Annotated in this window: 30 protein-coding genes; 3 read left to right on the forward strand and 27 right to left on the reverse strand. The window is 60.5% G+C overall.

The features are described 5' to 3' along the window. Positions 1 to 3: 3 nt before the first annotated feature. The 26 genes from DCO45_RS19635 to DCO45_RS19755 all read right to left on the reverse strand — a co-directional run bounded on the left by DCO45_RS19635 (position 4) and on the right by DCO45_RS19755 (position 17,592). Entirely contained in the window at positions 4 to 258 is a 255-nt protein-coding gene (locus DCO45_RS19635; RefSeq protein ID WP_133248217.1) for a hypothetical protein, read from the reverse strand. Between the two features lie 11 nt (positions 259 to 269). Beyond that, positions 270 to 479 (reverse strand): GpE family phage tail protein, encoded by a 210-nt coding sequence (locus DCO45_RS19640; protein WP_116927391.1) that lies wholly within the window; start codon positions 477 to 479, stop codon positions 270 to 272. Then, positions 416 to 742 (reverse strand): phage tail assembly protein, encoded by a 327-nt coding sequence (locus DCO45_RS19645; protein WP_116927392.1) that lies wholly within the window; start codon positions 740 to 742, stop codon positions 416 to 418. Before DCO45_RS19645 ends, DCO45_RS19640 begins: the two co-directional genes overlap by 64 nt. A gap of 125 nt (positions 743 to 867) precedes the next feature. Next, positions 868 to 1,377 carry a phage major tail tube protein gene (locus DCO45_RS19650; protein WP_116927393.1) on the reverse strand — a complete coding sequence of 170 codons (510 nt, stop codon included), beginning with the start codon at positions 1,375 to 1,377 and terminating at the stop codon, positions 868 to 870. Between the two features lie 39 nt (positions 1,378 to 1,416). Beyond that, a complete protein-coding gene (locus DCO45_RS19655; RefSeq protein ID WP_347707652.1) occupies positions 1,417 to 2,607 on the reverse strand; it encodes a phage tail sheath subtilisin-like domain-containing protein in 1,191 nt (396 codons plus the stop codon). 190 nt (positions 2,608 to 2,797) lie between these two features. Next, on the reverse strand, positions 2,798 to 3,238 hold the full coding sequence (locus DCO45_RS19660; protein ID WP_133248218.1) for a hypothetical protein: 441 nt from the start codon (positions 3,236 to 3,238) through the stop codon (positions 2,798 to 2,800). A 95-nt stretch (positions 3,239 to 3,333) separates the two neighbouring features. Further along, entirely contained in the window at positions 3,334 to 3,819 is a 486-nt protein-coding gene (locus DCO45_RS22795) for a hypothetical protein (protein WP_133248219.1), read from the reverse strand. Beyond that, entirely contained in the window at positions 3,816 to 4,331 is a 516-nt protein-coding gene (locus DCO45_RS19665) for a hypothetical protein (RefSeq protein ID WP_116927395.1), read from the reverse strand. The genes DCO45_RS22795 and DCO45_RS19665 overlap by 4 nt, the downstream gene beginning before the upstream one ends. A gap of 10 nt (positions 4,332 to 4,341) precedes the next feature. After that, positions 4,342 to 5,277, reverse strand: coding sequence for a virulence-associated protein (locus tag DCO45_RS19670; protein WP_243419430.1), 936 nt, complete (start codon positions 5,275 to 5,277; stop codon positions 4,342 to 4,344). Positions 5,278 to 5,359: 82 nt separating this feature from the next. Continuing rightward, positions 5,360 to 7,537 carry a DUF4815 domain-containing protein gene (locus DCO45_RS19675; RefSeq protein ID WP_116927397.1) on the reverse strand — a complete coding sequence of 726 codons (2,178 nt, stop codon included), beginning with the start codon at positions 7,535 to 7,537 and terminating at the stop codon, positions 5,360 to 5,362. A gap of 15 nt (positions 7,538 to 7,552) precedes the next feature. After that, positions 7,553 to 8,044, reverse strand: a complete 492-nt coding sequence (locus tag DCO45_RS19680; protein WP_116927398.1) for a hypothetical protein — start codon at positions 8,042 to 8,044, stop codon at positions 7,553 to 7,555. Next, positions 8,041 to 8,994: a phage tail protein gene (locus tag DCO45_RS19685; protein WP_116927399.1), complete on the reverse strand. Its 954-nt coding sequence runs from the start codon at positions 8,992 to 8,994 to the stop codon at positions 8,041 to 8,043. The genes DCO45_RS19680 and DCO45_RS19685 overlap by 4 nt, the downstream gene beginning before the upstream one ends. 2 nt (positions 8,995 to 8,996) lie before the next feature. Beyond that, on the reverse strand, positions 8,997 to 9,851 hold the full coding sequence (locus DCO45_RS19690) for a baseplate J/gp47 family protein (RefSeq protein WP_116927400.1): 855 nt from the start codon (positions 9,849 to 9,851) through the stop codon (positions 8,997 to 8,999). Then, positions 9,848 to 10,204, reverse strand: a complete 357-nt coding sequence (locus DCO45_RS19695; protein ID WP_116927401.1) for a GPW/gp25 family protein — start codon at positions 10,202 to 10,204, stop codon at positions 9,848 to 9,850. The genes DCO45_RS19690 and DCO45_RS19695 overlap by 4 nt, the downstream gene beginning before the upstream one ends. After that, complete coding sequence (locus tag DCO45_RS19700) at positions 10,204 to 10,800, reverse strand: phage baseplate assembly protein V (protein WP_165841238.1); 597 nt, start codon at positions 10,798 to 10,800, stop codon at positions 10,204 to 10,206. Before DCO45_RS19700 ends, DCO45_RS19695 begins: the two co-directional genes overlap by 1 nt. Before the next feature lie 85 nt (positions 10,801 to 10,885). After that, positions 10,886 to 11,362 (reverse strand): phage virion morphogenesis protein, encoded by a 477-nt coding sequence (locus DCO45_RS19705; protein WP_116927403.1) that lies wholly within the window; start codon positions 11,360 to 11,362, stop codon positions 10,886 to 10,888. 3 nt (positions 11,363 to 11,365) lie between these two features. Continuing rightward, on the reverse strand, positions 11,366 to 11,881 hold the full coding sequence (locus DCO45_RS19710) for a phage tail protein (RefSeq protein WP_116927404.1): 516 nt from the start codon (positions 11,879 to 11,881) through the stop codon (positions 11,366 to 11,368). After that, positions 11,847 to 12,443, reverse strand: a complete 597-nt coding sequence (locus DCO45_RS19715) for a lysis system i-spanin subunit Rz (RefSeq protein ID WP_116927405.1) — start codon at positions 12,441 to 12,443, stop codon at positions 11,847 to 11,849. Before DCO45_RS19715 ends, DCO45_RS19710 begins: the two co-directional genes overlap by 35 nt. Further along, positions 12,440 to 12,991, reverse strand: coding sequence for a lysozyme (locus tag DCO45_RS19720; RefSeq protein ID WP_116927406.1), 552 nt, complete (start codon positions 12,989 to 12,991; stop codon positions 12,440 to 12,442). Before DCO45_RS19720 ends, DCO45_RS19715 begins: the two co-directional genes overlap by 4 nt. Then, the gene (locus DCO45_RS19725) at positions 12,984 to 13,364 is read right to left on the reverse strand and encodes a holin (protein ID WP_165841239.1); all 381 of its coding nucleotides are present in this window, start codon (positions 13,362 to 13,364) and stop codon (positions 12,984 to 12,986) included. The genes DCO45_RS19720 and DCO45_RS19725 overlap by 8 nt, the downstream gene beginning before the upstream one ends. Further along, the gene (locus DCO45_RS19730; protein WP_116927408.1) at positions 13,361 to 14,029 is read right to left on the reverse strand and encodes a hypothetical protein; all 669 of its coding nucleotides are present in this window, start codon (positions 14,027 to 14,029) and stop codon (positions 13,361 to 13,363) included. The genes DCO45_RS19725 and DCO45_RS19730 overlap by 4 nt, the downstream gene beginning before the upstream one ends. A 7-nt stretch (positions 14,030 to 14,036) precedes the next feature. Then, a complete protein-coding gene (locus tag DCO45_RS19735) occupies positions 14,037 to 14,237 on the reverse strand; it encodes a tail protein X (protein WP_027010375.1) in 201 nt (66 codons plus the stop codon). 17 nt (positions 14,238 to 14,254) lie between these two features. Next, the gene (locus DCO45_RS19740; RefSeq protein ID WP_021024756.1) at positions 14,255 to 14,743 is read right to left on the reverse strand and encodes a head completion/stabilization protein; all 489 of its coding nucleotides are present in this window, start codon (positions 14,741 to 14,743) and stop codon (positions 14,255 to 14,257) included. 126 nt (positions 14,744 to 14,869) lie between these two features. After that, on the reverse strand, positions 14,870 to 15,577 hold the full coding sequence (gene gpM / locus DCO45_RS19745) for a phage terminase small subunit (RefSeq protein ID WP_116927409.1): 708 nt from the start codon (positions 15,575 to 15,577) through the stop codon (positions 14,870 to 14,872). Between the two features lie 91 nt (positions 15,578 to 15,668). Next, positions 15,669 to 16,700, reverse strand: a complete 1,032-nt coding sequence (locus DCO45_RS19750; protein WP_116927410.1) for a phage major capsid protein, P2 family — start codon at positions 16,698 to 16,700, stop codon at positions 15,669 to 15,671. 67 nt (positions 16,701 to 16,767) lie between these two features. Further along, a complete protein-coding gene (locus tag DCO45_RS19755; protein WP_116927411.1) occupies positions 16,768 to 17,592 on the reverse strand; it encodes a GPO family capsid scaffolding protein in 825 nt (274 codons plus the stop codon). 141 nt (positions 17,593 to 17,733) lie between these two features. Here DCO45_RS19755 and DCO45_RS19760 point away from each other — a divergent pair, with 141 nt between their 5' ends. After that, on the forward strand, positions 17,734 to 19,719 hold the full coding sequence (locus DCO45_RS19760) for a terminase family protein (protein WP_116927412.1): 1,986 nt from the start codon (positions 17,734 to 17,736) through the stop codon (positions 19,717 to 19,719). Continuing rightward, positions 19,719 to 20,792 carry a phage portal protein gene (locus tag DCO45_RS19765; protein ID WP_347707651.1) on the forward strand — a complete coding sequence of 358 codons (1,074 nt, stop codon included), beginning with the start codon at positions 19,719 to 19,721 and terminating at the stop codon, positions 20,790 to 20,792. Before DCO45_RS19760 ends, DCO45_RS19765 begins: the two co-directional genes overlap by 1 nt. Here the strand turns inward: DCO45_RS19765 and DCO45_RS22800 are convergent. Continuing rightward, positions 20,759 to 20,941: a hypothetical protein gene (locus DCO45_RS22800; protein ID WP_133248220.1), complete on the reverse strand. Its 183-nt coding sequence runs from the start codon at positions 20,939 to 20,941 to the stop codon at positions 20,759 to 20,761. The two genes, DCO45_RS19765 and DCO45_RS22800, sit on opposite strands and share 34 nt — an antisense overlap. 682 nt (positions 20,942 to 21,623) lie before the next feature. On the opposite strand from DCO45_RS22800, the gene DCO45_RS19770 reads away from it, so the two are divergent. Then, positions 21,624 to 23,108, forward strand: a complete 1,485-nt coding sequence (locus DCO45_RS19770; protein WP_116927413.1) for an SIR2 family protein — start codon at positions 21,624 to 21,626, stop codon at positions 23,106 to 23,108. The last annotated feature ends 32 nt before the right edge of the window (positions 23,109 to 23,140 follow it).

Consider the following 23,140-nt stretch of genomic DNA (forward strand, 5'->3'; position numbering starts at 1 on the left):
TTACTACTTGCTGTGTGTCACGCGGTCGAAATCGCGCAGCAGCGCGTCGATGCGCTCGGCTTCGGCCATATCGCGCAGCCGTTGCTGCGAAGTTTCGGCAGCATCGGACTGGGATGGCGCGTGATAACCATTGGCGCGCATTATGCGATTCATCACCGCGCCCCCGGCTAAGCCCGAGAAGTACATAAACATAAAGGCACCGCCGAGCAACACCAAGATGCCCAGCACTGCCAATGTAAATATGATGAATCCGCTCATAGCGTGGCATCTTAACCCTTTCTCTCTGGCGGTGCTTTGATAGCGTTGTGCCGCTCCACCGCCAAACGCCGCCAGTTCAGCAGCTCCCCCAACTCCATTTGCTCCAACTGATCTAGCGGCCAATGAAACAAAAACGCTATATCGGCTATGGCGTCCTCTACGCTAGGGGTAGATCCATGGCCGACTTCGGCACCAAAAAACCGGCCACCCCCATAGCGCAAGCCACCAGGTCAGCCGGGTCAAGGTTGTCGATATCGGGCTTGGTGAGGGTAGGCACCGTGATGCGCGGCAGCAATTTGGTCAGCGCATCCACATCCATCTCCAGCACTTGGGGGATTTGCAGGCCACGCAGGTCAGCGGTGCGCGGTTTCATCAATTGAATGGAGGCAATGAGTGTTTCTCCGCGCTTAACAGGCTCCTGCAGCACGACGGTAGCGCACTTGCGGCCATTGATAGTGGTTTCGATTTGCTCAGCTGTTTGCATGTTCTTCTCCGGGTTATCAAAAAGACAGCGGGCGCACGGGTTGATGCGCGGCCCGCTGTTGGAACTGGGCAGCCCCGTACAGAGGCACGCCCAGCAGCTTGGCAAAGCTGCGTAGGGTTGCGGGCTTAGATACCCAGCGCCGCGCGTGTGGCAGCCAGGTTATCCACGCCGTCAATGATCTCGACCATGTTCACAAAGTCGATTTCGACAATGGTCTGGCCGTTGAGCACTTCCTTGTAGTAGCTCAGTTCCATCTTGTAGGTGTGCTCGGTGGCCTCGCCTACCTTGGCAGAGCCTTTGTCGATTTCGCTGATACGACCGCGTGCAACGACTTCCACCACATCCACTTGACCGGTATCTTCGTTGTCCAGCGAACCGGCAAAGCGGATCATCGCGGCGTCATGGCGCACGGCGCCAAATCCGCTGTGGCTGCCATCAGCCCAGCCGGCCATCTTGTATTCCATGGACAAGGCTTCCATGCCGAAGTCTTGTTTGACAGGGCCGCCCATGCCACCGGCTTGATAGTCCTCCATCTTGCGGGTGAGTACCGGAAGAGTGACCTCGGGAGCCTGGCCCTGGTAGCTGATACCGTCTTTGAAGACGATGAAGTTTTTGAGTTTGCGTGGCAGTGCCATGGTGTTGCTTCCTTATGCGTGGTGGCCTTGTGGGTGCGCTTACAGGCCCGTGGCCACGCGCTGGGCGAAGTCGCCCCAATACTTGTCAGTAATGCGCTGGATAAAGCCCAAGTCTTCAAGCGGTGGGATTGGGGTGTAGTCGTAGTCGATAGTGAGCTTTCCGAACTTGAGGGTCTCGGTGGCGTTCACCTCGGTATCGAGCCACGCAGAGCCGCCCAAGATGTAGCCCCCACTCCGGAGGCTGCGCAGGCGGCTATTGATGCCTTCGATGATGTCTTTGGCCAGGCTAGGGTGCATGGGCTTGTCCACCGCCCAGAAATGGCCCTCTGCCATGGTGTCGGCCAGCACATGTGCAGTGCGCACCGCGCTTTCAAAGGTGAATTCGGGTTCAATCGAGCAGGTGCGGCTGCCCCACAGGCGATAGCCATCCTGCGCGATCCAGGTAGTCACCTTGCCTTCGTTGAGCAGGTCGGTATCGGTGGCCGTGCTTTGCAGGTCAAAGAAGACAGCATGCTCCAGGCCAGTGATGCCGTTGAGCGGCACATTGGAGATGGTCTTTTGCCAGCCTTGCTCGGTGTCGATCTTGGCGCGGCCACCGAGCGCAAATGCCACAGCAGGCACCACTACGTTGGCCTTGGCGGTCGAGTCCCAGCGCATCACGTTGGGCCAGATCAGCATGGTTTCGCGCTTGCCGAAACCGTCCGCATATTCGAGCGCTTCGCTCACATCCTGGCAGCCATCGCAATACACATAGGCCATGGCGCGCAGCTTCTCAGCGGCTGCGGTCAGCGCCTCGGCCACAGGCTTGGTGTCCAGGCCCGGTGCGCCCAGGATGCGCGGTTTTACCTTGAGCTGGGACTGCGCATCGAGCAAAGCTTGAATGCCGGTGCGTTTGCCGTTGATGTAGTCGCCCACCACCTTGCTGGTCTGGTCTGCGGCCTTTTCTTCGTCGGTTTCGCCCACACCCTCGGCCACGCGCACCACGATGATGATGGGCCGCACTTGGTCGGCGATGATGGCCAGCGCCTGGGGCAGCGTGCCTTCGCTGCCGGCTGCTGCCTGGGCCTTGCTGATGCTGCTGAACAGCACAGGCTTGTCCAGCGGGAAAACAGCCGGGTCTGCATCGGGGCCGGTGGCCACCAGGCCAATGACCGCAGTCGATGGAATGCGCAATTCAGCGGTGCCGCCCGAGACTTCGACAACGCGCACGCCGTGGTGGTAATTGGCCAGGTTTCCTGTTGCCATATTCGGATACTCCAAAGGGTGAATGGGTGCGCAAGCCTGTGCATGGGCGCGCTTGATTTCTCTGTAGCCGTCAGTGTCTGCCGCGCGCGCGCGAAACTCCAGCAGCGGGCGCTGTGGCTGCGCCAGGCACAAAAAAACCCGCCTGGGCGGGTTGTGGGTTGGGTGGGAAGCGGGTCTAAATCTCGGCGGCCACCACGCGCAGGCCGGCAAAGCGCATCTGCTTTTCAGGGGGGAGGCCGCTGTTGATCATTTCCGCCGTGACGTTCCAGATCCGGGGCTCGGTCATCGTGATGGTGAACGTGGCGCGGCCCGCTTCAAACAGCACCCGCTTGGGGTACACGCGACCGTCCACGCTGGTGATAGGCATATCGAATGCCTCATTGACCGGGTAGAGCTGGCCGCCCACTTCCATGCGCACGGAGATGGCCAGCATAGCGCCCACCCTGGTGCGCACCTCGGCGAAGTTGTCTGCAATGATGGTGTGCGCATTGCTGCCTGCATCGGCGGTGATGTTCTCCACCACGATGGCCGGGCGCTGGTCGGCCTGGGCCACCACGGGCACCCACTTGCTGCCCGTCCACTTTTGGCCGATGCGCGTCTCACCCTGTTTCAGCAAGATTGCATTGGTAGGCAGCGGATCGAGCGCAAAAGGGTACTTACATTCCACGATGCATATCCCAACATCATTCGTAAATGCGTAAGAGGCTGCCATTATGAAAACTCCGTAACACTAAAACCAACAACCCAATTTGAGCCAGCTGTAACGTTTGATCCATAAGACGCCTCAACGCGGACAACCGTGCTGCTAATGAATCTGTACGTCAAATACGCAATGCCACCCTGAGAAATTAGAAGTCTTTGAGGCTGAATAAATGCCTTATTGACATTAACAGCACCAATCGGAATATCGGCATATATAACGCCGCCCGCGCCTCCGTTTCCATTGAGCCAAATCACCGTGGGTAAAACGGTATAGCTCTGCCTAACAATGCCACCTACCGCCGAAGTCACATGGCTTTTAACGTTGTCGCGTGCGGCATTTGTCGTGGCATTCACGTTGTCGCGCGCGCTGGTAACGTCCGTGCGAATGGTGTTGGCGGTGGTCTGCACCCCCGCGATGTTGGTCAGCGCAGTGCCCAGGCTTGTGGCCAACTCGCCCAGCTTTGCAAGGGATTGGGCCAATAAAGAAGTGCTCATACTCCCTCCTCTGTTGCGGTGGTGCTTTCCAGCCGCCCATTGTTGTAGGTCATGGTTTCGGTGCGCTTGCGCCCGTCATAGGTGGTGACCACGGTTTTGACGTTCCCGGCAGCGTCATAGCTGATGACCGTCACCGCTTGCTTGGCGTCCAGCATTTCAGTCACCACCGACACGCGCCCGCTGGTGTCATAGGCAATGCTGGTGGTGCTGGGCCCGTTGGCCGGGCCCAGCTTCAAATCAGCGCGCGCCAAGGTGATGTTGACGCCCGCTTTCCCATTGACCGACTGCACGCGCGCGGCGCCCATGTCGTTGATGGCCTTCTGCAGCGCATCTAGCGCGCCGTCTACCGCCTGCGCCTCGGCCTTGGTGTCGATCAGCTCGCGCAGGTCATTGAGCGCGTTGTCAACGGCGCGGCCCAGCGCCCGCAGGCGCTCCACATCCACTTCCAGCGGGTTGCCCGCGTAGGGCAACTCCAGCCCGAAGTAGTCTGTAATGTCGTCTTGGATTGCCATGGCCAAACCCTTACAGAATCACTGCGCGCAGGTTGCGCACCTTGGGTCGGGCATTGGTGTTGCCCAACAACTGCAGGCGCACGCGCAGCGCAGCACCTGCCAGCCCGGTCTTTTTGTGGGTCAGCTCCACATTGCCAGCCGTCTGCGCGCTGCTGCTTTCAAAAGGCACATCTACCCAGGTTGCGCCGTTGTCGGTGCTGCAGGCCACCTTCACGGATGAACCCGCTGGCAAGCTGGCCTCAAAAATCACCGTAATGGCGTTGCCCCCTGCCAGCTGCACCGCAGGCGTGATGTAAGTTCCTTGGGTCAGCAAGCTGCCCACCACCAGCACGGTGCCTTGCTCCAGCACCGGGGCCAGGCCATTGGCGGCGCGGCGCAAGGTGGCCTCAACCTGCACGGCGCCAGTGTGTGGCGCAGCCAGCTGGATGGGTTGCGCCACATCCACGTCGTGGGTGGCTTTGACGGCGCCTTGATCGTCCAGCAGCTTGAGCTGGTAGGTCACCTGGGCATCGGGCGCCGGCTGAATGGCGCCCGCATTCACCGTCAGATTGGTGGCGTTCACTACTGGCTGCTGCCCCACCACAAAGGTCTCTGCCGTCTGCTTGTACTGCACGGCAAGCAGCTCAAAGCGCAAGAACCGGTTGGAGTATTTGGTCACCACCCCCGATTCGTTCGTGTGCGAGAGCGCACCAATCTCTGCAGGCGGCTGCGTAACATAGCCGCCCGCCTGGTTGACCTCACCCACCTGCGCCACATAGGGCGCGGTGTCGGTATCGGCAGCGCTGATGCTCAGGGCATAGGGCACGCCGGCCTGCATCAGCACGGGGGCAGGCCAGGATACAGGGGTAGCGCCCACGGTGTTGATCTGGTCGGGTTCCAGCCGCACGGTGGCCAGCTCGTTTTTGGGCAAACCCTTTTCATCGGCCCGGCTGATGCTGACAAGCACGGCCTGACCCTTTCGTGCAAAGAAAAGGTTGGCACCAGCAGACTGCCAGGTAGTAGGTGGGTTGATGGCTTGGGTCAGGACGTTATAAGACATAGTTCACCGTTTCGATGCCTACACCGGCAGTAATAAAGTTGCCGCTGTACAGGTAATAGAGTTGCAGTTTCAATGTGGCCGATCCCGTGTAACTGGCTTCGCCATAGCTTCCGTTGTCTCCTTCGATGCGCACGCGCTTGGTGCCCACGGTGATGCCCTTTGGCACCTTGAAGCTGCCCTCCACCACCCCTTGCGCATTGGCCGATGGCGTTTGGCCCTGGGCGTTTTTGAATGCCACAGGCTGGCCGTCAAAAGTGGCCGACTTGACCGGCTCCAGCGGATCAAAGCCGGTGAGCGTCACACCCACATCGATCTCACGCAGGTAGAGATCGCTGGTATCGACCAGCGATTTATCAAAGGTCTTGTCAAACTCGGCCTGCACGCTGTTGGCCACCGTCTGGCCCGGGTTCCAGATCGGGTTGTAATGGAACTTCACGCCCTTGGGATATTGGCGCACGCCCGGCACTTCCCAGCGGTCAATGGGCGGCGCCAGGATGACAGACGCGGGCAGCTGGCCTACGCCAATGCTGGGGTTGATGGCCATGCTGCGGCTGTACGCTGCTTGGCGCAGGCCCGTCACGATATCGAAACCCATCGAATACGAGGTCTTGCCGTCATCGAGCAGATGGGCGCCAAAGTCCTCATACAGCTGCAGCGCGCCGTCGAGAATCTGCGCAGTCTGCTCGAGCCCCTGGTCGCGCATGCTGTCGTCGCGCATGGGGTCAGCAAAGTAGCCCTTTTTCAGGCCGCTGTAGCGCCCGTTCACATCCGTAGCCAAACGCAGCTCGGCCAAGTCCAGCTCGATATCGTCCATGCGGTTGGAATAGTTGGCGATGGTCTGCATGGGCACCATACGCCAGCTGTCGAGAATCAGGCGGCGTGTTTCCTGCATCCAGCTTTGGTACACGGTGGCTAGCAGCAGCTGGCCGTCAGGCACATCGGGCGGCACTGGCTGCCAGGTGGCAGGCACACCCTTGATAACGCTGTATACCCCCTGGTCATCCATTACCAGGCGGTCATAGCGGCGCATGGCAAATTCATAGTCCACGTAATGCACCGTGCCGTTGACCGGGTTCGCAATCTGGAACGTGGTGGGCGTTTGGTTCAGCACCGGCTCGATGCTGATGAATTCAAACTCCACCGTATACAGGTTGCCGGTCGCTGGCTCTGCGCCGCTAGGGCTCCAGTCCACCTGCCCCGCCGTCAGTTTGAAGTCGGCAGGCTCGTAATAGGTGGTTCCGCCCAGCTTGATGCTGTTGATCTTGACCACGCTGTTTTCGTTCAGCTGGTCAGCGCCACCCAGCACCGGCCCCCGGTTCACCTGCTGGGTTTTCTTGCGCTGCACGCGCACAGTGGCAGGCTTCAAAACCGGGTAACGGTCAAAGGTGATGGTCTGCAAGGCTTCACCGCTGGCGGCATGGGGCTCGCTCAGCACCTGCATGGTGTTGGGCACTGCGGCATAAACCACGGTTCTGTCAACTGGGCGAAACACAGCTATGCCGCCTACATGCGCTTCACCGGCCTTGACGGTGTAGATCTGGTTTCCGTCTTGGTCATCGACATGCATGAGAACGGTCATGCCGTCCACCACGTAGTTGCCGCCGCCAGTGCTCGCGATGTCGTAGTCCTTGATGGCGCCCATGATTGGGCTGTTGCTGCTGAGCGCCTCGCGGGGCTTGACCACCCCGTCTTCAATCGTCCACACGGGGAAGAAGTCGCCCGGCTGGTCTTGGCTGCCAGCCAGCCCCCAGCGCGCCACCATGCGCGTGCGGTCGGCACCTGGCTCGTTCTGCCCTTCACCTTCCACCGCTGGGTTGTAGAGGCGCGGGTCATCGACCGCCGTCACCGTCGTGGTTTCCAGGTAGATGCCCACATACTGGGTGCCCAGTACCGGCACTTCCACCAGCGCAGCGGCCACATCGTGGATGCGACCGGCAATGTAGATGCTCCCGGCCTCCATGGCGGCAATTCCGGTGGTCGCGCTCATGGCGCAGCGGGCTCCCTCACGAATATCGCCGTCGCTAAAAATGCCGTCTGCGATCCGGCGCAGCGCGTCCTGCTGCATGGCCTGGCTGTCGTTCAACTCGCGCGACTGCAGAATGCGGTCTGCATGGTGATCCACGCTGACAAAGCCGTCAGCTCGGCCAAAGGTTTTGTAAATGGTCATTGCTTGTCCCGGGATTTACAGAGGCAACACCGCTTCTTCGTAGGCCTTTTGGCCCTCGCGCGTTGCTTTGCTGCGGTAGGTCAGGTGGTAGATAAAGCCCGCGTCCTGCACCTGCTCGGGTTTCAGGTAGCGCTGACCCGCAGACACGCCAGCCTTGGCCACGGTGCCAAAGAACAGGCCGCATTCGCGGATCTCTTCGTTCAGGGCGTCATCGGTGGAAAACTCGGCGCGCAGGTACAGATATGGCGTGGGGTCGGCGCTGAATTTGTAGAACTGCTTGGCGTCCATCTCCACATCAAAATCAGCCTCGGTGGCGGGCACCACATAGCGCACGATGGTGGCCAGGCGCCGGCCCACCTCTGCCAGCAAGGTGGTGCGGTTGCTGGGCACGGCGGGCGGCGCCGGCCAGGCGCCATCACCCCGGCCCCACGCAAAGTGTGCGGGCATGGCGGCCAGGGCCTTGGCCAGGGCAATGCGGCCAGCATCTTGCAAAACGGCTGCTGTCATGGTGTGTTTTCCTCGGTGTATTTGGTTGCGATTTCAGACTCTTGCCAGGCGTGGCCATCCCAGAAGCCCGTCCAAGTGCGGGCGCGGATAGTGCGCGGCACCACGGCGCAATAGGTGTCCGCCCGTGCCAGCGCTGGCTGCGCGTTGCGGGCGGCGGCCGTGGTGGCATAGGCCCTGCCATAGACCGCTTGAGCGGGCAGCCGGGCATAGGCTGGGGTGTTGGGTGCTTCCACATTGGTGGCCAGCAGGCGCGGGGCCTTGCGCAAGCGCCGGTCAAGACGCCAAGAATCCAGGCGCAGCACATCCCTGCGGCGCGTGGTCAAGCTCCAGCCGATGGTGGCCAGCGTGCGCACCATGGCGTTGCGGGGGCGCTGGGCCACCGCGTTAAAAAACTGTCCCTGGCTGCCCAGGATGACTTCGCCGCCCACATCGATGGGCACACCGCTGTCGCTGTCGAGCATGCCGCTGTCCAGGCGCGGGCGGTTGTCCAGCCGGATGCGGCGCAGGTCATAGCGATGGAACAGGCGGTAAAACTTCACATGCAGCGGGATGCTGGCCCGCACCATGTAGGCGATGTGCTGCATATCTGCAATGGAGACTTCGCGGCCAGGGCTGATGTGCAAGCGCGCGCCGTCCTCTTCGATCCGCACGCCGGCGTAACCCAGCCAGCCCATGGCCCGCTTGACGGCGGCGGCGCTGCCGCGCTCGCGCAGCCATGGCAGGCCCTTGGCCAGCAGCTCGCGCGGATCGGCAAAGTAGCGGTCGAACTGGCTGAGCTGCCATTGAGCCGCTACCCAGGGCAGCAGCACATCAGGATCGGCGGCGGGCTCAGCCTGGTCGGCCAGGCTCCCCCAGTCGGCTGGAAAGTTGCCATCAATGGCGCGCTCGAGCAAGCTGGCATTGGGGGGCAGCACACTGCGGTGGCGCTGGGAGACTTTGGGGCCGGCCATGGCTATGCCACCCCCATGTCCACCAGCAGCACCTGGCCCAGGGTGGGGAAGTAGCCCACAGGAATGGCGGTCACTTCGGCAGGCGCGGTGCTGTCGGGGTATTCCACCCGCGTCACAACGCCTTCTACATGCAGCAGCGTGGTGATGTAGCTGCGCGCCACAGTGGCGCCCAGGTCGGCCATGCTGGCAAAGGCATCCTGCAGCCGGGTCTGCAGCAGTTGCTGCAGGTTGGCCGGGGCATTGCGGTTGCGGTAGATGTTGGCGGTGATGTTGACGGCCTTTGGCTGGGCCACGGTCACCGTGATGGGCACTCCCAGCATGCGCCCGGCATCGCTGTTCAGCACGGCAGTGACAGCCGCCAGCGTGGCGGCGGCCTGCGCCTGGTCTTGGCACCACAGCTGCAGCAGCACCTTGCCAGCCAGCGGGCTGGTGGCCATGGCTGCGCGCACGTTCAGGCTGGCGGTCATCGCTTGATACTCGTAGTACTCCCGCGTGCCCTGGCTGGCCAGGGCCGCAATGCGCAGCTGCACACGGGTGCGCAGCCGGGCGTCTGCCTCGCCATCCATGCGCGTGACGCCCACCAGGGCCGCGATGTGGTCGAGGTCGGCGCCCCTGGCAAAGGCCAGCAGGTGGGCACGGGCCGCATCGTTGACGCGCGCACGAAAAGCCGTTTCGCGCATGGCAAAGGCTTCCAGCAGCTTGGTGAGCGGCTCGCTCTCCAGGGCCAGTACATCGTCTACAGCGGGCAAGTGCGGGCGCAGCAGGTTGGCCAGGTCGGCTTTGCTGGTGGCCAGAATCGTTTCGCAGTTGAGGGCTTCGACTACGGCGGGCGCGGGCAGTGTGGCCAGGTCGATCATGCGGATGCCCCCCAAGCAATGGACACCGACAGGCGCAGCGGCTGGCTTGCGCCAAAGTCGCTGTTGTAGGTTCCCAAAATTTGATACTCGGCATAGCCGGGGCGGCTTGGGTCGCGCAGGCTTTTGATCTGCTTGACTTCAATGCGCGGCTCCCAGCGCATCAGCGCCGATTGGATGGCGGAGAAAACGCGGGTCTGCGCAATCAGGTTGTCGGGCTGGTCGACCAGCGCCTGCAGCAGGCTGCCATAGTCGCGGCGCATCACCCGGCTGCCGATGGGCGTAGTCAGGATGTCCATCACCGATTGGCGCAGGTGGCTGATGGCATCCATGCGGGTGCCGGTCTGGGCGTTCATCATGCTGGCACCGGACCTTCCGTCAATGCCTGGCCCTTTTGGACGCCCTTGTGCGGGTGGTTCACCAGGCTGATGCCCTGGGCGATCACATCGACGTTGGCAGTGATCTGGGCAGGGCCAATGCTCAGCGTGGTGCTACCGGCCTGCAGGGTGATGTTGTCCCCCTCCATGGTGATGCTGCAGCCCTCTGCCACTTCAAAGCGCACGCGCTTGTCCAGGTGCAGCAGGTGTTCACCCTTGGCGGTTTCGCTGTAGTCCTGTTTGCTGAACTGAGTGCGGCAGGTGTCTGCCTGCTTGCTGGGTGCGGCCATGCGGTCGCTGTACACGCCCAGCAGCACGCAGCCCTGGCCCATGTCGCCGCCCGTGGCTAGCACCATGCACTGCTCGCCCTTGACAGGCGGCCACCACTGGCTGCCCTTCTCGCCTGCGGCACGGCCTGTAAACCATGGCAGCCAATCGGTTTCGTTGTCGCCGGTCTTGACGCGGCAGCGCGCGGTGCCCAGGTCAACAGCCGCAATGGTGCCCAGGCGCGCCACGTTGGCGAGTTGGCGGGCAAGCTCTAGCGGGTTGGTGTCTGGGCTGGTGTTTGGGGGCATGCGGCCAGTGTCGGCCGCGCGCGCGCGGAAGGCCAGCAGCGGGCGCTGTGGCTGCGCCTCGCACATTTTTTGCAGCGGGTGGCCGCTACTTGCTCAGGTAGTCCAGCAGGTATTCGCGCAGCCAATCGGTGTCATCTTTGCTGATGCCGATCAGCTCGCGGGCTGGGTAGTCGTAGCTTGGGCCGCCAGGGTTCACCAGATCGGTTTCGCCATTGTGATGCACGCGGGCAATGCGCTGGGCGCGGCCCACGAACTCCACCACCGCCGCGTTGCCGCCCTCGCTGTGCGCCCGGATGTTGCGCTGCATGCGCAGCTTGGCGAACATGGGCTTGCGCTGCTGGGCCTGTTGGCGCACCTGGGCGCGCTTGCTGCGCAATGCGCCGCTGGGTGCCTTGCGCGGTGTCCAAGCGTTGCCATCGGGGTCAGTCTGGGCGCGCATGCGCTGGGTGTTGGCCGTGCGCAGCTTGCGCGCAATGTCCACGGCCAGGCGCCGGCGCGCTGTGCCATCGAGCTTGGCCAGCAGGTGGCCGGCCCAGTCTTCAATGGCGCGAAAGTCTGCCATGGGCTACAGCACAAACCGCGCTTCTTCTGGCGGGGTGGGAATGTCCCATTCGGCCAGCATCTGGTCTTTAAGCCACAGCTGCCAATGCTCGGGCAAGCGGTTGGTACCGATTACCTGGGGCTCGGCGGGGTGGTCGCAAATCAGGCGCGTGGGGTGGCTGGGGTCGGCGGTGACAATCACGCGCTCGGTGACGGGCACACGAATGCCGATATCGGCTCCGGCAGTGTTGAGCAGCTCCACCTGGAACTGCAGGCCGGTGGCCTGGCTGGTGGGGTTGAGCAGCAGCTCGGGCTGGTGGACGCGCAGCCAGGCGATCAGCGGCACAAACAGCGCATCGGTGTGCCCGGTGAAGTCCAGCACGGTCACTTCAATGGTGTAGGCGTACTCAAACGATAGGCTCTTAGCCATCGTCGTCACGGCCTGGCCCGAGCTGGCCAGGACTATGAGGTTTTCGGGGTTGGCCTTGAGGTCAGGGACTGCGGCCTCAATGAGGGTGCGCAGGCTTTGCAGCTTCCACATGCTTGGGGCCTTTCCAGATGGTGTTTTTCCAATCGTCCAGCGCCTGCTTGGCCGCGTTGTACTGGTCTATGCAGCTGTTCAGCTCGCGGGTGGCGTCTTCGGCGTCGGCGGTGATGGCTGCAATATCGGCTGCATCCTCTGCCAGTAGTTCGGCTCGCGCTTCTTGAGGCCCAGCGCCGGCATGCTGGGCGGCTCGCTCAGCAGGTACTGCGGGGGCGGCGCAGCTGGTGGTGCGGACTGACAGCCGCTGACTACCAGCACGCAAAGCGCGGTCGCGCTCAGCTTCAATAGTTTTTGCATGGTCTTTGCTCTCCTGTAATTCACGGGCAAGGGTCGCGGCTTGGTCGCGCAGCTGGTTGTCTGCGGTGCGGCTGGCCTCGCCCTGGCGGGCGGCCTCGGTGCGCTCAGCCGCTTGGCGCTTGGCATCGTCCTGCTGGGCGATCTGGTCGCGCGCGGCATAGCCATTGCGGTATGCCCAGCCGTAGCCCGCCCAAAGGGCCGCCAGCAGCGCGGCGCAGACGATGACGGTCAGCCAGTCGATGACGCCGGTTTGCTTTTTCATGGCTTGAGGTCTTTCAGGCACATGGCCATCTCCCGATCACGGCGCAAGGCCAGGCCGCGCAGCTTGCGCTCTTTGGCCGATGCCCAGGCGGGCAACTGGCGGCAGGCAGCTGCCACATCGCCGCCGCGCAGCAGGCGCAGCATGGTGCTGTAAGTACCCTTTTTCAGGTAGACAAACCCGTCTTTTACGCCTGGCGCGCCCGGGCCGACGTTGTAGATGAAAGAGAGGAAGGCGGCCACGCTGGAGTCGGGCATGGCATCGCGTACCTCGGCGGGCACCCAGCGCTCAAACAGCTGCCAGGCCTCTTGTATGCCCTGCAGGGTGAGCGCATCGCATTCGGCGTTCGTGGCCACATCGCCCAGCTTTACGCCGCGCGTCCAGCCCTCGCAAATGGTGGGGATGGCCACCGGGTCGAGATAGGCAGGCAGCACCCGGCCCTCGTCCACCGGCAAGGTGGTGAGCAGGATGGCTGCAACGGCGCCCGCCACTGCGGTGGCGCCCTTGGCAATGATGGTGCCCTTGGGCACGTATGGCAGGGGTCTAGTCATCGGGCAGCCCTCCAAAGTCGGTAACTGGCAGATCGGTCTGCTTGCTGCGCGTGGGCGGCGGGCTGACGATCACCGACGCGTCAGGGCTGGGCACGCCGTTTAGCTGCTTGTTGTAGAGCTGGATTTTCAGCTTGTGGATTTCCTCGGCGCGGCGGTTCTCGTCGGCGGCTTGCTTGCGGTCATCGTCGCGCCGGCGCTTTTGGAAGTAGTACTGCACGGCCAGGCCTGCAATGCCGATGCAGGCGCCGATGATCCCAAACACCCATTCGCTGCTAAGCAGGCCCCAGCCCACCAGCGCGCCGCCGCTGGTCAGCGCGGTTTTTCCGCCCGCAGATGCAATGGCCGCATCGCGTGCGGCTTCTTCGATGTTCATTTCTTTGGCCCCTTCCAGCTCCAGGCCGTCCATGTGCATGTAGCAAAGCGGTCGATAGTGTTGGCGTTCAGGACTTCAAACCCGTAGTTCTCGGTCTTGGTGCCGCCCCACAGCTTGCTGGTGCGCACCAGCTGCCAGACGCCACTGGCGCACGCCACGCGGATGCCCATCACCTGGCGGCCGATATTTGGGTTGCCCCATTCGCCATCCAGCACCGGCAGCCCAGCGCGATAGGCGATGCCATCCAGGGGCTGCCCCCACTTCTTGGCCAGCCAGCCGCAGCGGTTGCGGATGCCGTTGAAATTCCAGCGCGGCAAGAAGCTGCGCGGGCTGTACGGCGGCCGGTAGCTCACATGCTGGCCATCGTCACGCACCACATCTTCGTCGGGCGCGGGCATGCGCACATGCCGCCCATCGATCAGCGCCCAGTCAGAGCGGTCCCCGTTGATACTGATGTTATTGTCGTACCAGCGCAGCCAGCGCGGCAGCTGCTCGGCCTTGCGGGGCAGCAGTGCAGCGATGAACAGCCACACGATGGGGGCAGTGAGGCCCAGCCAAAAGCGGATCAATGCAGGCTTGCGCGCGCTTTGCAGGCTGGCCAGCGCCTGGGCGTGCAGCTCAGCGGGCACACCGGCTTCGGTCAAATAGGTTTGCAGCTTGTTCATCGTGTCGTCAGTCCCAAAGGTTGATGCGGTCTTGCACGGGCTGCACGGCCTTGACCAGGCGAACGGGCATGCCCATGGGGATATCCATGGCCACCTTGGCCAGGCCCGGGTTGGCGGCAAGCGTGGCCTCTACGTGGCCCGCTGTGCTGCCCAGGTGGCGATTTACCAGCGCATCGAGCACATCGTTTTGCAGCGCCCGCACGGTGATGGTGTTTTGCGCGCCGGTCATAGCAGCTCGGCAATCACGCGGGGCAAGCCCTGCAGGTCGGCAATGGCGTGGCGGGTGCGGGTGTCGAGGCTGTCTTGCCGGATCTCCAGCGCGCTGCGCACCCGGCTTTCTTTGCCCGCGCCATCAGGCAGCGTGTCAATGTCGCGGTAGGCGCTGGCCAGCTGCGACTGCACATGCGATTGGATGGCCCGCTGGTAGTGCTTGAGCTTCACGCTCTGGCCGCCCAGCTGGGTGGCTGGCACATCGGCCAGGCTGGCATAGCCCAGCGCCATCTGCGCGGCCTGCCAGTCGCCCAGCTCTCTGTTGACACTGAGCATGGCCTCTTCCACGGCCAGCAGCAGGCGGGGCGGCGTCACGGTGCCGTCGAGCCTGGCGTCTTCGCGCAGCTTCTCGCAGTTCACATCGGGCCACCAGCCGTCATTGGTCACCGATGGCTCGGCGCCCTTGATAGGCGGGTTGGCGACAGCGACAAAGGGCGAATTCACGGCGTCAGGCTTTCAGGGTGTTAGGTGTGGCGGTGGCCCAGGGCGTCAGGCGGTGGCAAATCAATGCTGCCTTTGCCCTGGGGCCGCCACGGCTCGCGGGGTGCGACTGGTTCGGCGATTGGGGCGCTACTTTTTAAGGCGCGCTTCCAATCGCTCAATGTCTTTTTTGACGCCTGCGCGCACTGGATCAAGCTCCATAGCGCGCTGCAGGTATGGCAGGGCCGCGCTGCACACTTGCAGCGTGCGGCCCTTGGCATCCATGGCAATGTCCTGGCTGTTGGTCTTTCCCAGCAGTGCCCAGCCTGCAGCCTTGTTCAGCTTGGCCTTGATCTGGTCATGCATGTCGGCCTCGGCGGTCAGCTCCAGCACGCGCTGGGTGACAGAAACGGCCTCGGGGCCAGCAAGACGGCCAGCCAGTACGGCTTCGGCGATTTCCTCGGCCACCACGCTGGCCATATCGCGGTTGTAGTTGTCGGGCGGATTGATGCCAGCCGCCAGGGCGTATTCGGCCAGGAGCATCGCGCGCGAATAGTCGCCCGCGTCAATGGCCCAGATCAGGATGGTGGCCACCACTTCGTCTTGCGTGCCTGGCTTGGTGTCAAACACCCCGGCCAGGTAGGCGTCGTATTCGGGCAGCATGGCGCGCTTGGCTTCGGCCTTGCGCTCATTGCTCTTGAGGTCTTTCAGCGCAATGCGGTGTTGGTGCAACTGGACAAGCTGCAGTTCGTAGGCGGTGCCGATAGTCTGGCCGTAGGCGTCGGTGGCACTGCCAGCGCTGGCCGCCAGGGCAGCCATGGTGCGCATGTAGTGCGCTTGGGCTGGTGTCTGTCGCATGTGGATGTTCCCCGCTTGGTGTTGGTGGGCACCGGCCCGCTAAAGAGCGGCCTATTTTTTTAGCCGCCGATGGCAGGCCGGTGCGCTGGGCTTAGGCCAGTTCGATGTTTTCGACCAGGCAGGCCTTTTCCAGGTTCTCGATCACGAATGCATCGTTGGACGATTCAAACGTGGCGATGCGGTCTTTCTCGGGCTGGTCTTTGACCATGCGCCGGCGTGCGCTGGCCTGGTAGTAGATGGACAGGTTGTCCAGGCTGGTGATCAGCACGGCGTTGGGCGGGAAGAATGGCACCGTGACAGCCTGCAGGCCGCCCAGGCGCTTTTGGCTGACCACCAGGCTACCGGCGATCATCTCGGTGGGTGCGCTTTGGCTGTCCACGATGGGGAACAGCTTGTCGTGCATCAGGTCGCGGCCCACGATAGCTACAAGGTCGGCAGCTTCGGAAAAGATGGGCGAGATCAACGCATGGCGGGCGTCGTACACCAAGCCGTCCAGGCTTGCATAGTCCGCATCGGCCAGCTTTTGGCCGGCTGCATCCATGCCTACTTTGACCTTGCCCGCCGTCTGGCCGGCCTTCATCACACCTTCGGGACGGTTCTCGCGCAGGTCTTGCAACCAGCCTTTGTTTACGTCCTGCAGCAAGGGATTGGTTGCACGGTTGGTGTTAACCGCTGCGCTGGTGCCGTTGAAGCCGATCATGATGCGGTCGAGCGCGCACTGCTGGATGATGGCGCCCGACAGCAGCTTTTGGAAGTTCGGAAACTTCGCCCACATGTCCAGCTTGGCATAGCGAATGGCGGTGTCATAGTTGGTTTGCACTGCCATGTATTTATGGCTGTTCATGTCCGACACGTCGGTGGGCTTGCGCTCATCGTTGCCGCTGGTGTCGGTGCGGCTGGCAATGGGGCCGTTCACGCCCAGGCCCAGGCGCTCGCCCATCATTTCATCGACGGGGGCGATGTTGATCTTGCCCAGGAAGGAGCTGGACTCTTGAATGCGTTGCTCCAAGGTTTGCTGCACGCTGGGCGCGATGGCGAACTTGACGGCGGCGTCTGCCACGTTGGACAGCGCGGCTTGCTGCGCCACGTAGGCGGTGAATTTAAATCGAGTTTCGTTGCGCATGATTGCGTCCCTATAAAAACTGGTGTCGGTTGTTGGTGAGAGCGGCTATTGAGCGGCTGTAGCTTGCTTAGCAGTCGGCCAGCTCCGAGGCATCCTTGCCGGTGGCAGCTGGGCGCTTGTCGCTGTGGTTCTCGGTGCCTTCGAGCTTGGCCTTCAGTGCGTCGAAGTTTTGCTGCAGAGTGGCAAACGCATCGCCCTGCTTGTTGAACTTCTCCAGCAGGTCGGCGTTTTCCTTGGCTTGCTTTTGCATGGCGTCTTGAGCCACGCCGAGTGCCTCCACGGTCTGGGCGGCAAAGGTGTTGTCACCTGCTGCAGGCTTGGCGGCGACCATGCCCTTGAAACCATCGATCAGGTCGCTGAACTTTTTCAGCACACCGCTGGCCATACTTTCTTCGTCGGCCTGCAATCCCAGATCGGTCTCAATGGCCTCGCTGTACAGCGTTGCCTTGTCGGTCTTGCGTCCAGCAAATGGGTTGACAGCGGCGCCTTGCGAAAACTTCAGCACCTCGGTGCCCAGGCTGGCAGGGCTGTCCGTAACGCCCAGTCCAAAGAGGTAAGGGCCGCCAGTGCCAGGCAGATTGGGGTGGATTTCGATGGAGCTATAGAGCTTCTGGCCCTTCTTGTTCATCTCGATCAGCGTCGGCAGGGGCTCGATCTGCGCGAACAGCGCTTTCTTCCCGTCCTCGACATCACGAACTTCCGTTGCCAACACATCACCCAGGGCGTCGAAGGGGCCGCCAGGAACGGTGCCCCGGTGATGCTCCAGCCAGATACGTGCGCCGTATTTCTGGCGGTTGTAGCTTTTGCCCATTTGCTCGATTTCAGCGCGCGTAATTTCGCGGCCATCGGTGGTTTGGCCTTCGGTGGCGACTCGAAAGAATTTGCTTGGCATGGTGCGGCTCGGTTAAGCGGTTGTTGATCTATCGCTATGTTCCGCGCACCCTGTTTTTGTAGCAATCACCGCGCGCTGTGGCTGCGTTTCGGACAATTTCCACTTGTCGATTTCCGCGCGCGCGCGGCAGACACTGGAGGAATGAAAGTAGCACCGCAAAAGCCACCAACCTGCCCCGCGCCCACTGCCACCGCTGACAGCGGCGTGCCGGCGCGCGCCGTCAAACGCCTTGCGAAATCGCGCGGCAAATGCGGACCGCACATCACCACGGTGACGCCCGAACAGGCGTTTACCGCTGCTGTCCTCAAAGAGATTTCACCCGAGGGCAAGGGCCTGCCGTTTGCGATTGACGGCCTGCCCGCTGGCGAGTGCAGCGCCGTCACCGATGGCGGGGCCGGCCTGCGGCGTCAGGCCCGTGACCTGTATTGGCAGGGCTGGAAGCTGACCCACATTGCGGAAAAGCTGGGCGTGGCCCGCGCCACCCTGCACGGCTGGCACAAGGCCGAGCGCTGGGCAGAGGCCAGCCCCACGCAGCGCGCCGAGGGCGTGACGGAGACGCGCTACGCGCAGCTGGTGGCCAAGACTGAAAAGACCGGCAGCGATTACAAGGAAATTGACCTACTCGGGCGGCAAATGGAGCGCTTCGCGCGCATCAGCAACTACCGCCAGTCGGGCCGCGAGCGCGATCTCAACCCCAATATCGATGCGCGCAACGCAGCCGCCAAAAAGCAGCCCGTCAAAAACTTCCTATCGCAGGAGCAGATCGAGCAGCTGCGCGATGCCTTCATTGAATCGTGCTTCAAGTACCAGCTCACCTGGTGGCAGAACAGCCACCAGCGCACGCGCCAGATTCTCAAAAGCCGCCAGATCGGCGCCACCTGGTACTTTGCCCGCGAGGCGCTGATTGATGCGCTGGAGACGGGGCGCAATCAGATTTTCTTGTCTGCCAGCAAGGCCCAGGCGCACATCTTCAAGCAGTACATCCAGGCGTTTGTCTTTGAGGTCTGCCAGGTGGAGCTGAAAGGCGAACCGATCATTCTGGCGAACGGCGCGCAGCTGCACTTCCTGGGCAGCAATGCGCGCACAGCCCAGGGCTACCACGGCAATTTCTACTTCGATGAGTATTTTTGGACAACCGACTTCGAGCGCCTGAACAAGGTGGCCAGCGGCATGGCCATTCACAAGAAGTGGCGCAAAACCTATTTCAGCACCCCATCGAGCATCCAGCACGCGGCCTATGACCTGTGGAGCGCGAAGAAGTTTGCGCGCAAGTTCAAGACCGATATCGACATTACCCACGGCAAGCTGGCGGGCGGCTTCACGGGCGAAGACAAGGTGTGGCGCCACATCGTCAACATCTTGGACGCCGAGGCCGGGGGCTGCGATCTTTTCGACCTGGACGAACTGCGGCTGGAGTACTCCGACCCAGAGTTTGAAAACCTGCTGATGTGCGGCTTTGTGGATGACTCGTTTAGCGTCTTTCCGCTGACCAACCTGCAGCCGTGCCTGGTGGACAGCTGGGAGGTATGGAAAGACTTCAAGGCATTCGCCCAGCGGCCCTTTGGCTGGCAGCCGGTGTGGGTGGGCTATGACCCCAGCCTGAACGGTGACAGCGCGGGCCTGGTGGTGCTGGCCCCGCCTGAGACACCAGGCGGCCCCCTGCGCGTGCTGCACACCAGGCAGCTGCGCGGACTGGACTTTGAGGCGCAGGCAGCCGAGATCAAGAAGATTTGCGACACCTACAACGTGCAGCAGCTCACCATCGACCAGACCAGTATTGGCAATGCCGTCTACCAGCTGGTGGTCAAGTTCTTCCCGGCTGCCCGGGGCATCAACTACAGCGTGGAAAGCAAAACCATGCTGGTGATGAAAGCCCTGCAGGTCATCAAGTCCAAGCGCCTGCAGTGGGACGCCGGCAACAAAGAGCTGGCCGCCTCGTTCATGGCCATCAAGCGCGAGATGACGGCCAGCGGCCGCAGCGTGACGTACGCAGCGGGCCGCAGCAAAGATACCGGCCACTCCGATCTGGCATGGGCGTGCATGAACGCGCTCAGCAACGAAGCGCTGGAAGTCGGCACCGGCCTGGCCACGCCGCAAACGCAATCCTTTATCGAGGTGTACCCCTAATGAGAAAACGCAAACCCGCGCAACCCCAGCGCACGCCCGCAATGGCCGCACCCTCTCCTGCGCCAGTCATCCAGTCGGGCAAGCCGTCCAACGTGCAGGCGTTCAGCTTTGGCGAGCCCGAGCCCGTGATAGGTGGCCGCAGCGCGCTGATGGAGTATGCCGAGTGTGTGCAGAACGGCGAATGGTATGAGCCACTCGTCAGCCTGGCTGCGCTGGCCCGTCTGCTACGCGTGGGCGCGCACCATGAATCAGCCCTACGCTGCAAGGTCAACATCCTGGCCAGCACGTTCATCCCCACCCAGTGGCTGAGCGCCGCAGACTTCAAGGCCATGGCCTTTAACTTTTGCGTGCTTGGCAACGGCTATCTGGAGTGGCGCGAAAACCAGCTGGGTGACAAGCTGGTACTGCGCCACGCCCTGGCCAAATACATGCGGGTGGGCATCGATCCGGGGCGATTCTTTTTCGTGACGGATCTGCAGTCGCCGCACGAGTTCAAAGCCGGGTCTATCCTGCACCTGCGCGAGCCCGATCTGCATCAGGAAATTTATGGTGTCCCCGGCTACCTGGGTGCCATGCAGTCGGCCCAGCTCAACGAAAGCGCAACGCTATTCCGCCGCCGCTACTACAACAACGGTTCGCACGCAGGCTTCATCCTGTACGCGACTGACCCGGCCCAAAGCCAGGGCGACATTGACGCCCTGCGCAAGCAGCTGACCCAGACAAAGAACGGTGGCAACTTCCGCAACGTCTTCTTCTATGCGCCAGGCGGCAAGAAGGACGGCCTGCAGCTGATCCCTATCAGTGAGGTGGCGGCCAAAGATGACTTCTTGAATATCAAGAACAGCAGCCGCGACGATGTTCTGGCCGCGCACCGGGTGCCGCCGCAGCTGATCGGCATGCTGCCAAACAACACGGGCGGCTTCGGTGATGTGGAAAAAGCTGCAATGGTTTTTGCGCGCAATGAGATCACCACGCTGCAGACCGACATAGCCGGCTCGATCAACGCGCAGGCGGGCCGGGAGGTGGTGCGCTTCAAGCCTTACCAGCTGGACGAGAGCCAGGCCGCCGAGTAGCGGCACCCGCCGTCTGCCAGCCGGATACCACAGCCAGCCCGGCCCAGGCCGGCGCCCCAGCCCACGCACAGCAGGCCCGGCCCGCGCCGCACGCGCCGCCAGCCACGCACCCGGCCCCACAGGCCCGCCACAGCGCGGGCCTTTTGCATGCCCACCCCACAGCCCCTTGTCCGCACCCAGCGACAAAGCTACGGCCCGCAGGCACAGCCCCAGGCCCACGCACGCAGGCCAGGGCCACCCTCGCCCCCTGCCCCGCGCCAGGCCCCCCCCTGCATATCCCCGCCGCGCGCCGTCGAGACCCCGCCGCGCCCGCTCGCTTAATAGGTCGCAATCGTCGGACTGTCCGTATAGCGACTTTCCTATACTGGCTGTGTCTTGCAAGCCGGTTGAACACTTAGTTAGAGTGTCGGCATTCGTCGGAATTTTTAAGGTGTGGACAGTGTGCAATTTATGCTCTGGAGGGTGCCAAATCCACAACCACATCCACACAGCTGCATCGTATTGATGTCTGTGCAAAACCCTCTTACGTGTAGTGATTTCGGCGGCATGATGGACCCCGCATTTTTTCCATCCGGCTGTCGTTACTCGCGGCCAAGATGTTAAACGAATATTTTGCGAAACAACCTTCGCGAGTTTCAATTGGACAAGTGCCTCAAAATGATTAAAAAGACAGATAAGTAAAAATACTCAGGCAGCTAGATAATTTTATACACATATATTTCTACTTGAAATTTCGGTTAATAAATAGCCCTCGGAAACCCGATAGCTCCAAAAAATCTAATTTACTGCCAGATTCAAATGAAATTTCACATTTAATAAACTAAAGAATTTATGAACTATCTTGAATTAGAAGAAAAAATATCGTCACAAGGCCCACGCGGCTACTATTTACTGAAATCTTTTTTAATAAAATTATTACAAGAAGAGGCCAAATCCAAAAGCCAAGAAATTATTCATAATGCTGGAAGTGATGTAGCCGCTTACGATGCGGTGGCCCCAAATGGATTTGGAGATATCTCTGGACATGTCTCCATTGAGATAGCGAGAGTAATAAGTTTAGCCCGCATTCTTACTGAGACCAAAAAAATATCACCATTCGACACTGGAAAAGATTCATCATTTCTACTTATATCTCTCACAAATATCGATTCAAATGCGAGATTAATGCTCAAGTTGAATTTTAGACAATCAAGCCGTTGTCATTTTTGGGGACCCAACGAAATACAATCATTAATAGATCGCCATACAGAAACCGCTTCCAAACTTGCAGAAAATCTCTTTTTAAATAGATTTAAAGTTACAATCGAAAGCAATGTCGAGGATTGGCGTCAGCAGAGAGACGAAGTGGTTAATGCAGTTCGAGATGAATACAAAAGCGGACGATTTTCCATATTTTTAGGCGCAGGAGTTTCAAGTAGTGCAGGGCTGCCAGACTGGGACACTCTTCTAAATTCACTTTTTGTCTCAATGCTCACAGATGACGAAGCCAATTCTAAAAGCACAGATTCAGAGCATATATCAAGCATAGTAAAGCGCCTTAGACAAATTGATGGACCTTCATCACTAACCTTAGCGCGATATATCCGCAAAGGTATTACAACCGACTCCAGCGTAGAGCAAGAGAAATTTATAAACGCCGTAACAAAACAACTCTACGGCCTACGCAATAAAAAATATTCCTTAAGCTCCAGTCTCATTAAATCAATCATTAACCTGTGCACACCCAGCCGCACCGGTGCAAAGGTGAAATGTGTTTTGACATACAACTTCGATGATCTGCTGGAACGTGAAGCAAGCGCTCACGGAATTTCATTTAAACCTATATTTGAAGAGCTTGATCTTCCAAATGCTGAGGAATTGCCAATATATCATGTACACGGCTTTCTCCCAGAAGATCGTTCCATTTATACAAACATACAAAAAGCAACACTAGTATTCTCAGAGGAGGGTTATCACAAGATTTATCAAGATGCTTATCATTGGTCAAATTTAGTGCAACTAAATAATCTAAAAGAATCATCATGCCTTATGATAGGACTTTCACTCACTGATCCAAACCTGCGAAGACTTCTAGAAATATCAGCAAAGTCAATCGATAAGTCAAAGCATTTTGCATTTATCAAAAGAATTACATTTGATAAATTCTCCAATGAAGATGGAAAGCCGGTGGTACGCGCGCCTAATCAAACAGTAAAACGATTTCTTGAAAGGCACCATAAGCTTAACGAAGAAATCATGAGAGAGTTGGGAGTTAATATAATATGGTATGAAGAGTATGATGAAATCACAACAATCCTTCAGAAAATTGGCAAGTGAATCTGACATTCTGTTCTAGCATTGAACATTGG

The organism is Comamonas sp. JNW (assembly GCF_003105075.1).
Lineage (GTDB): Bacteria > Pseudomonadota > Gammaproteobacteria > Burkholderiales > Burkholderiaceae_C > Comamonas > Comamonas squillarum.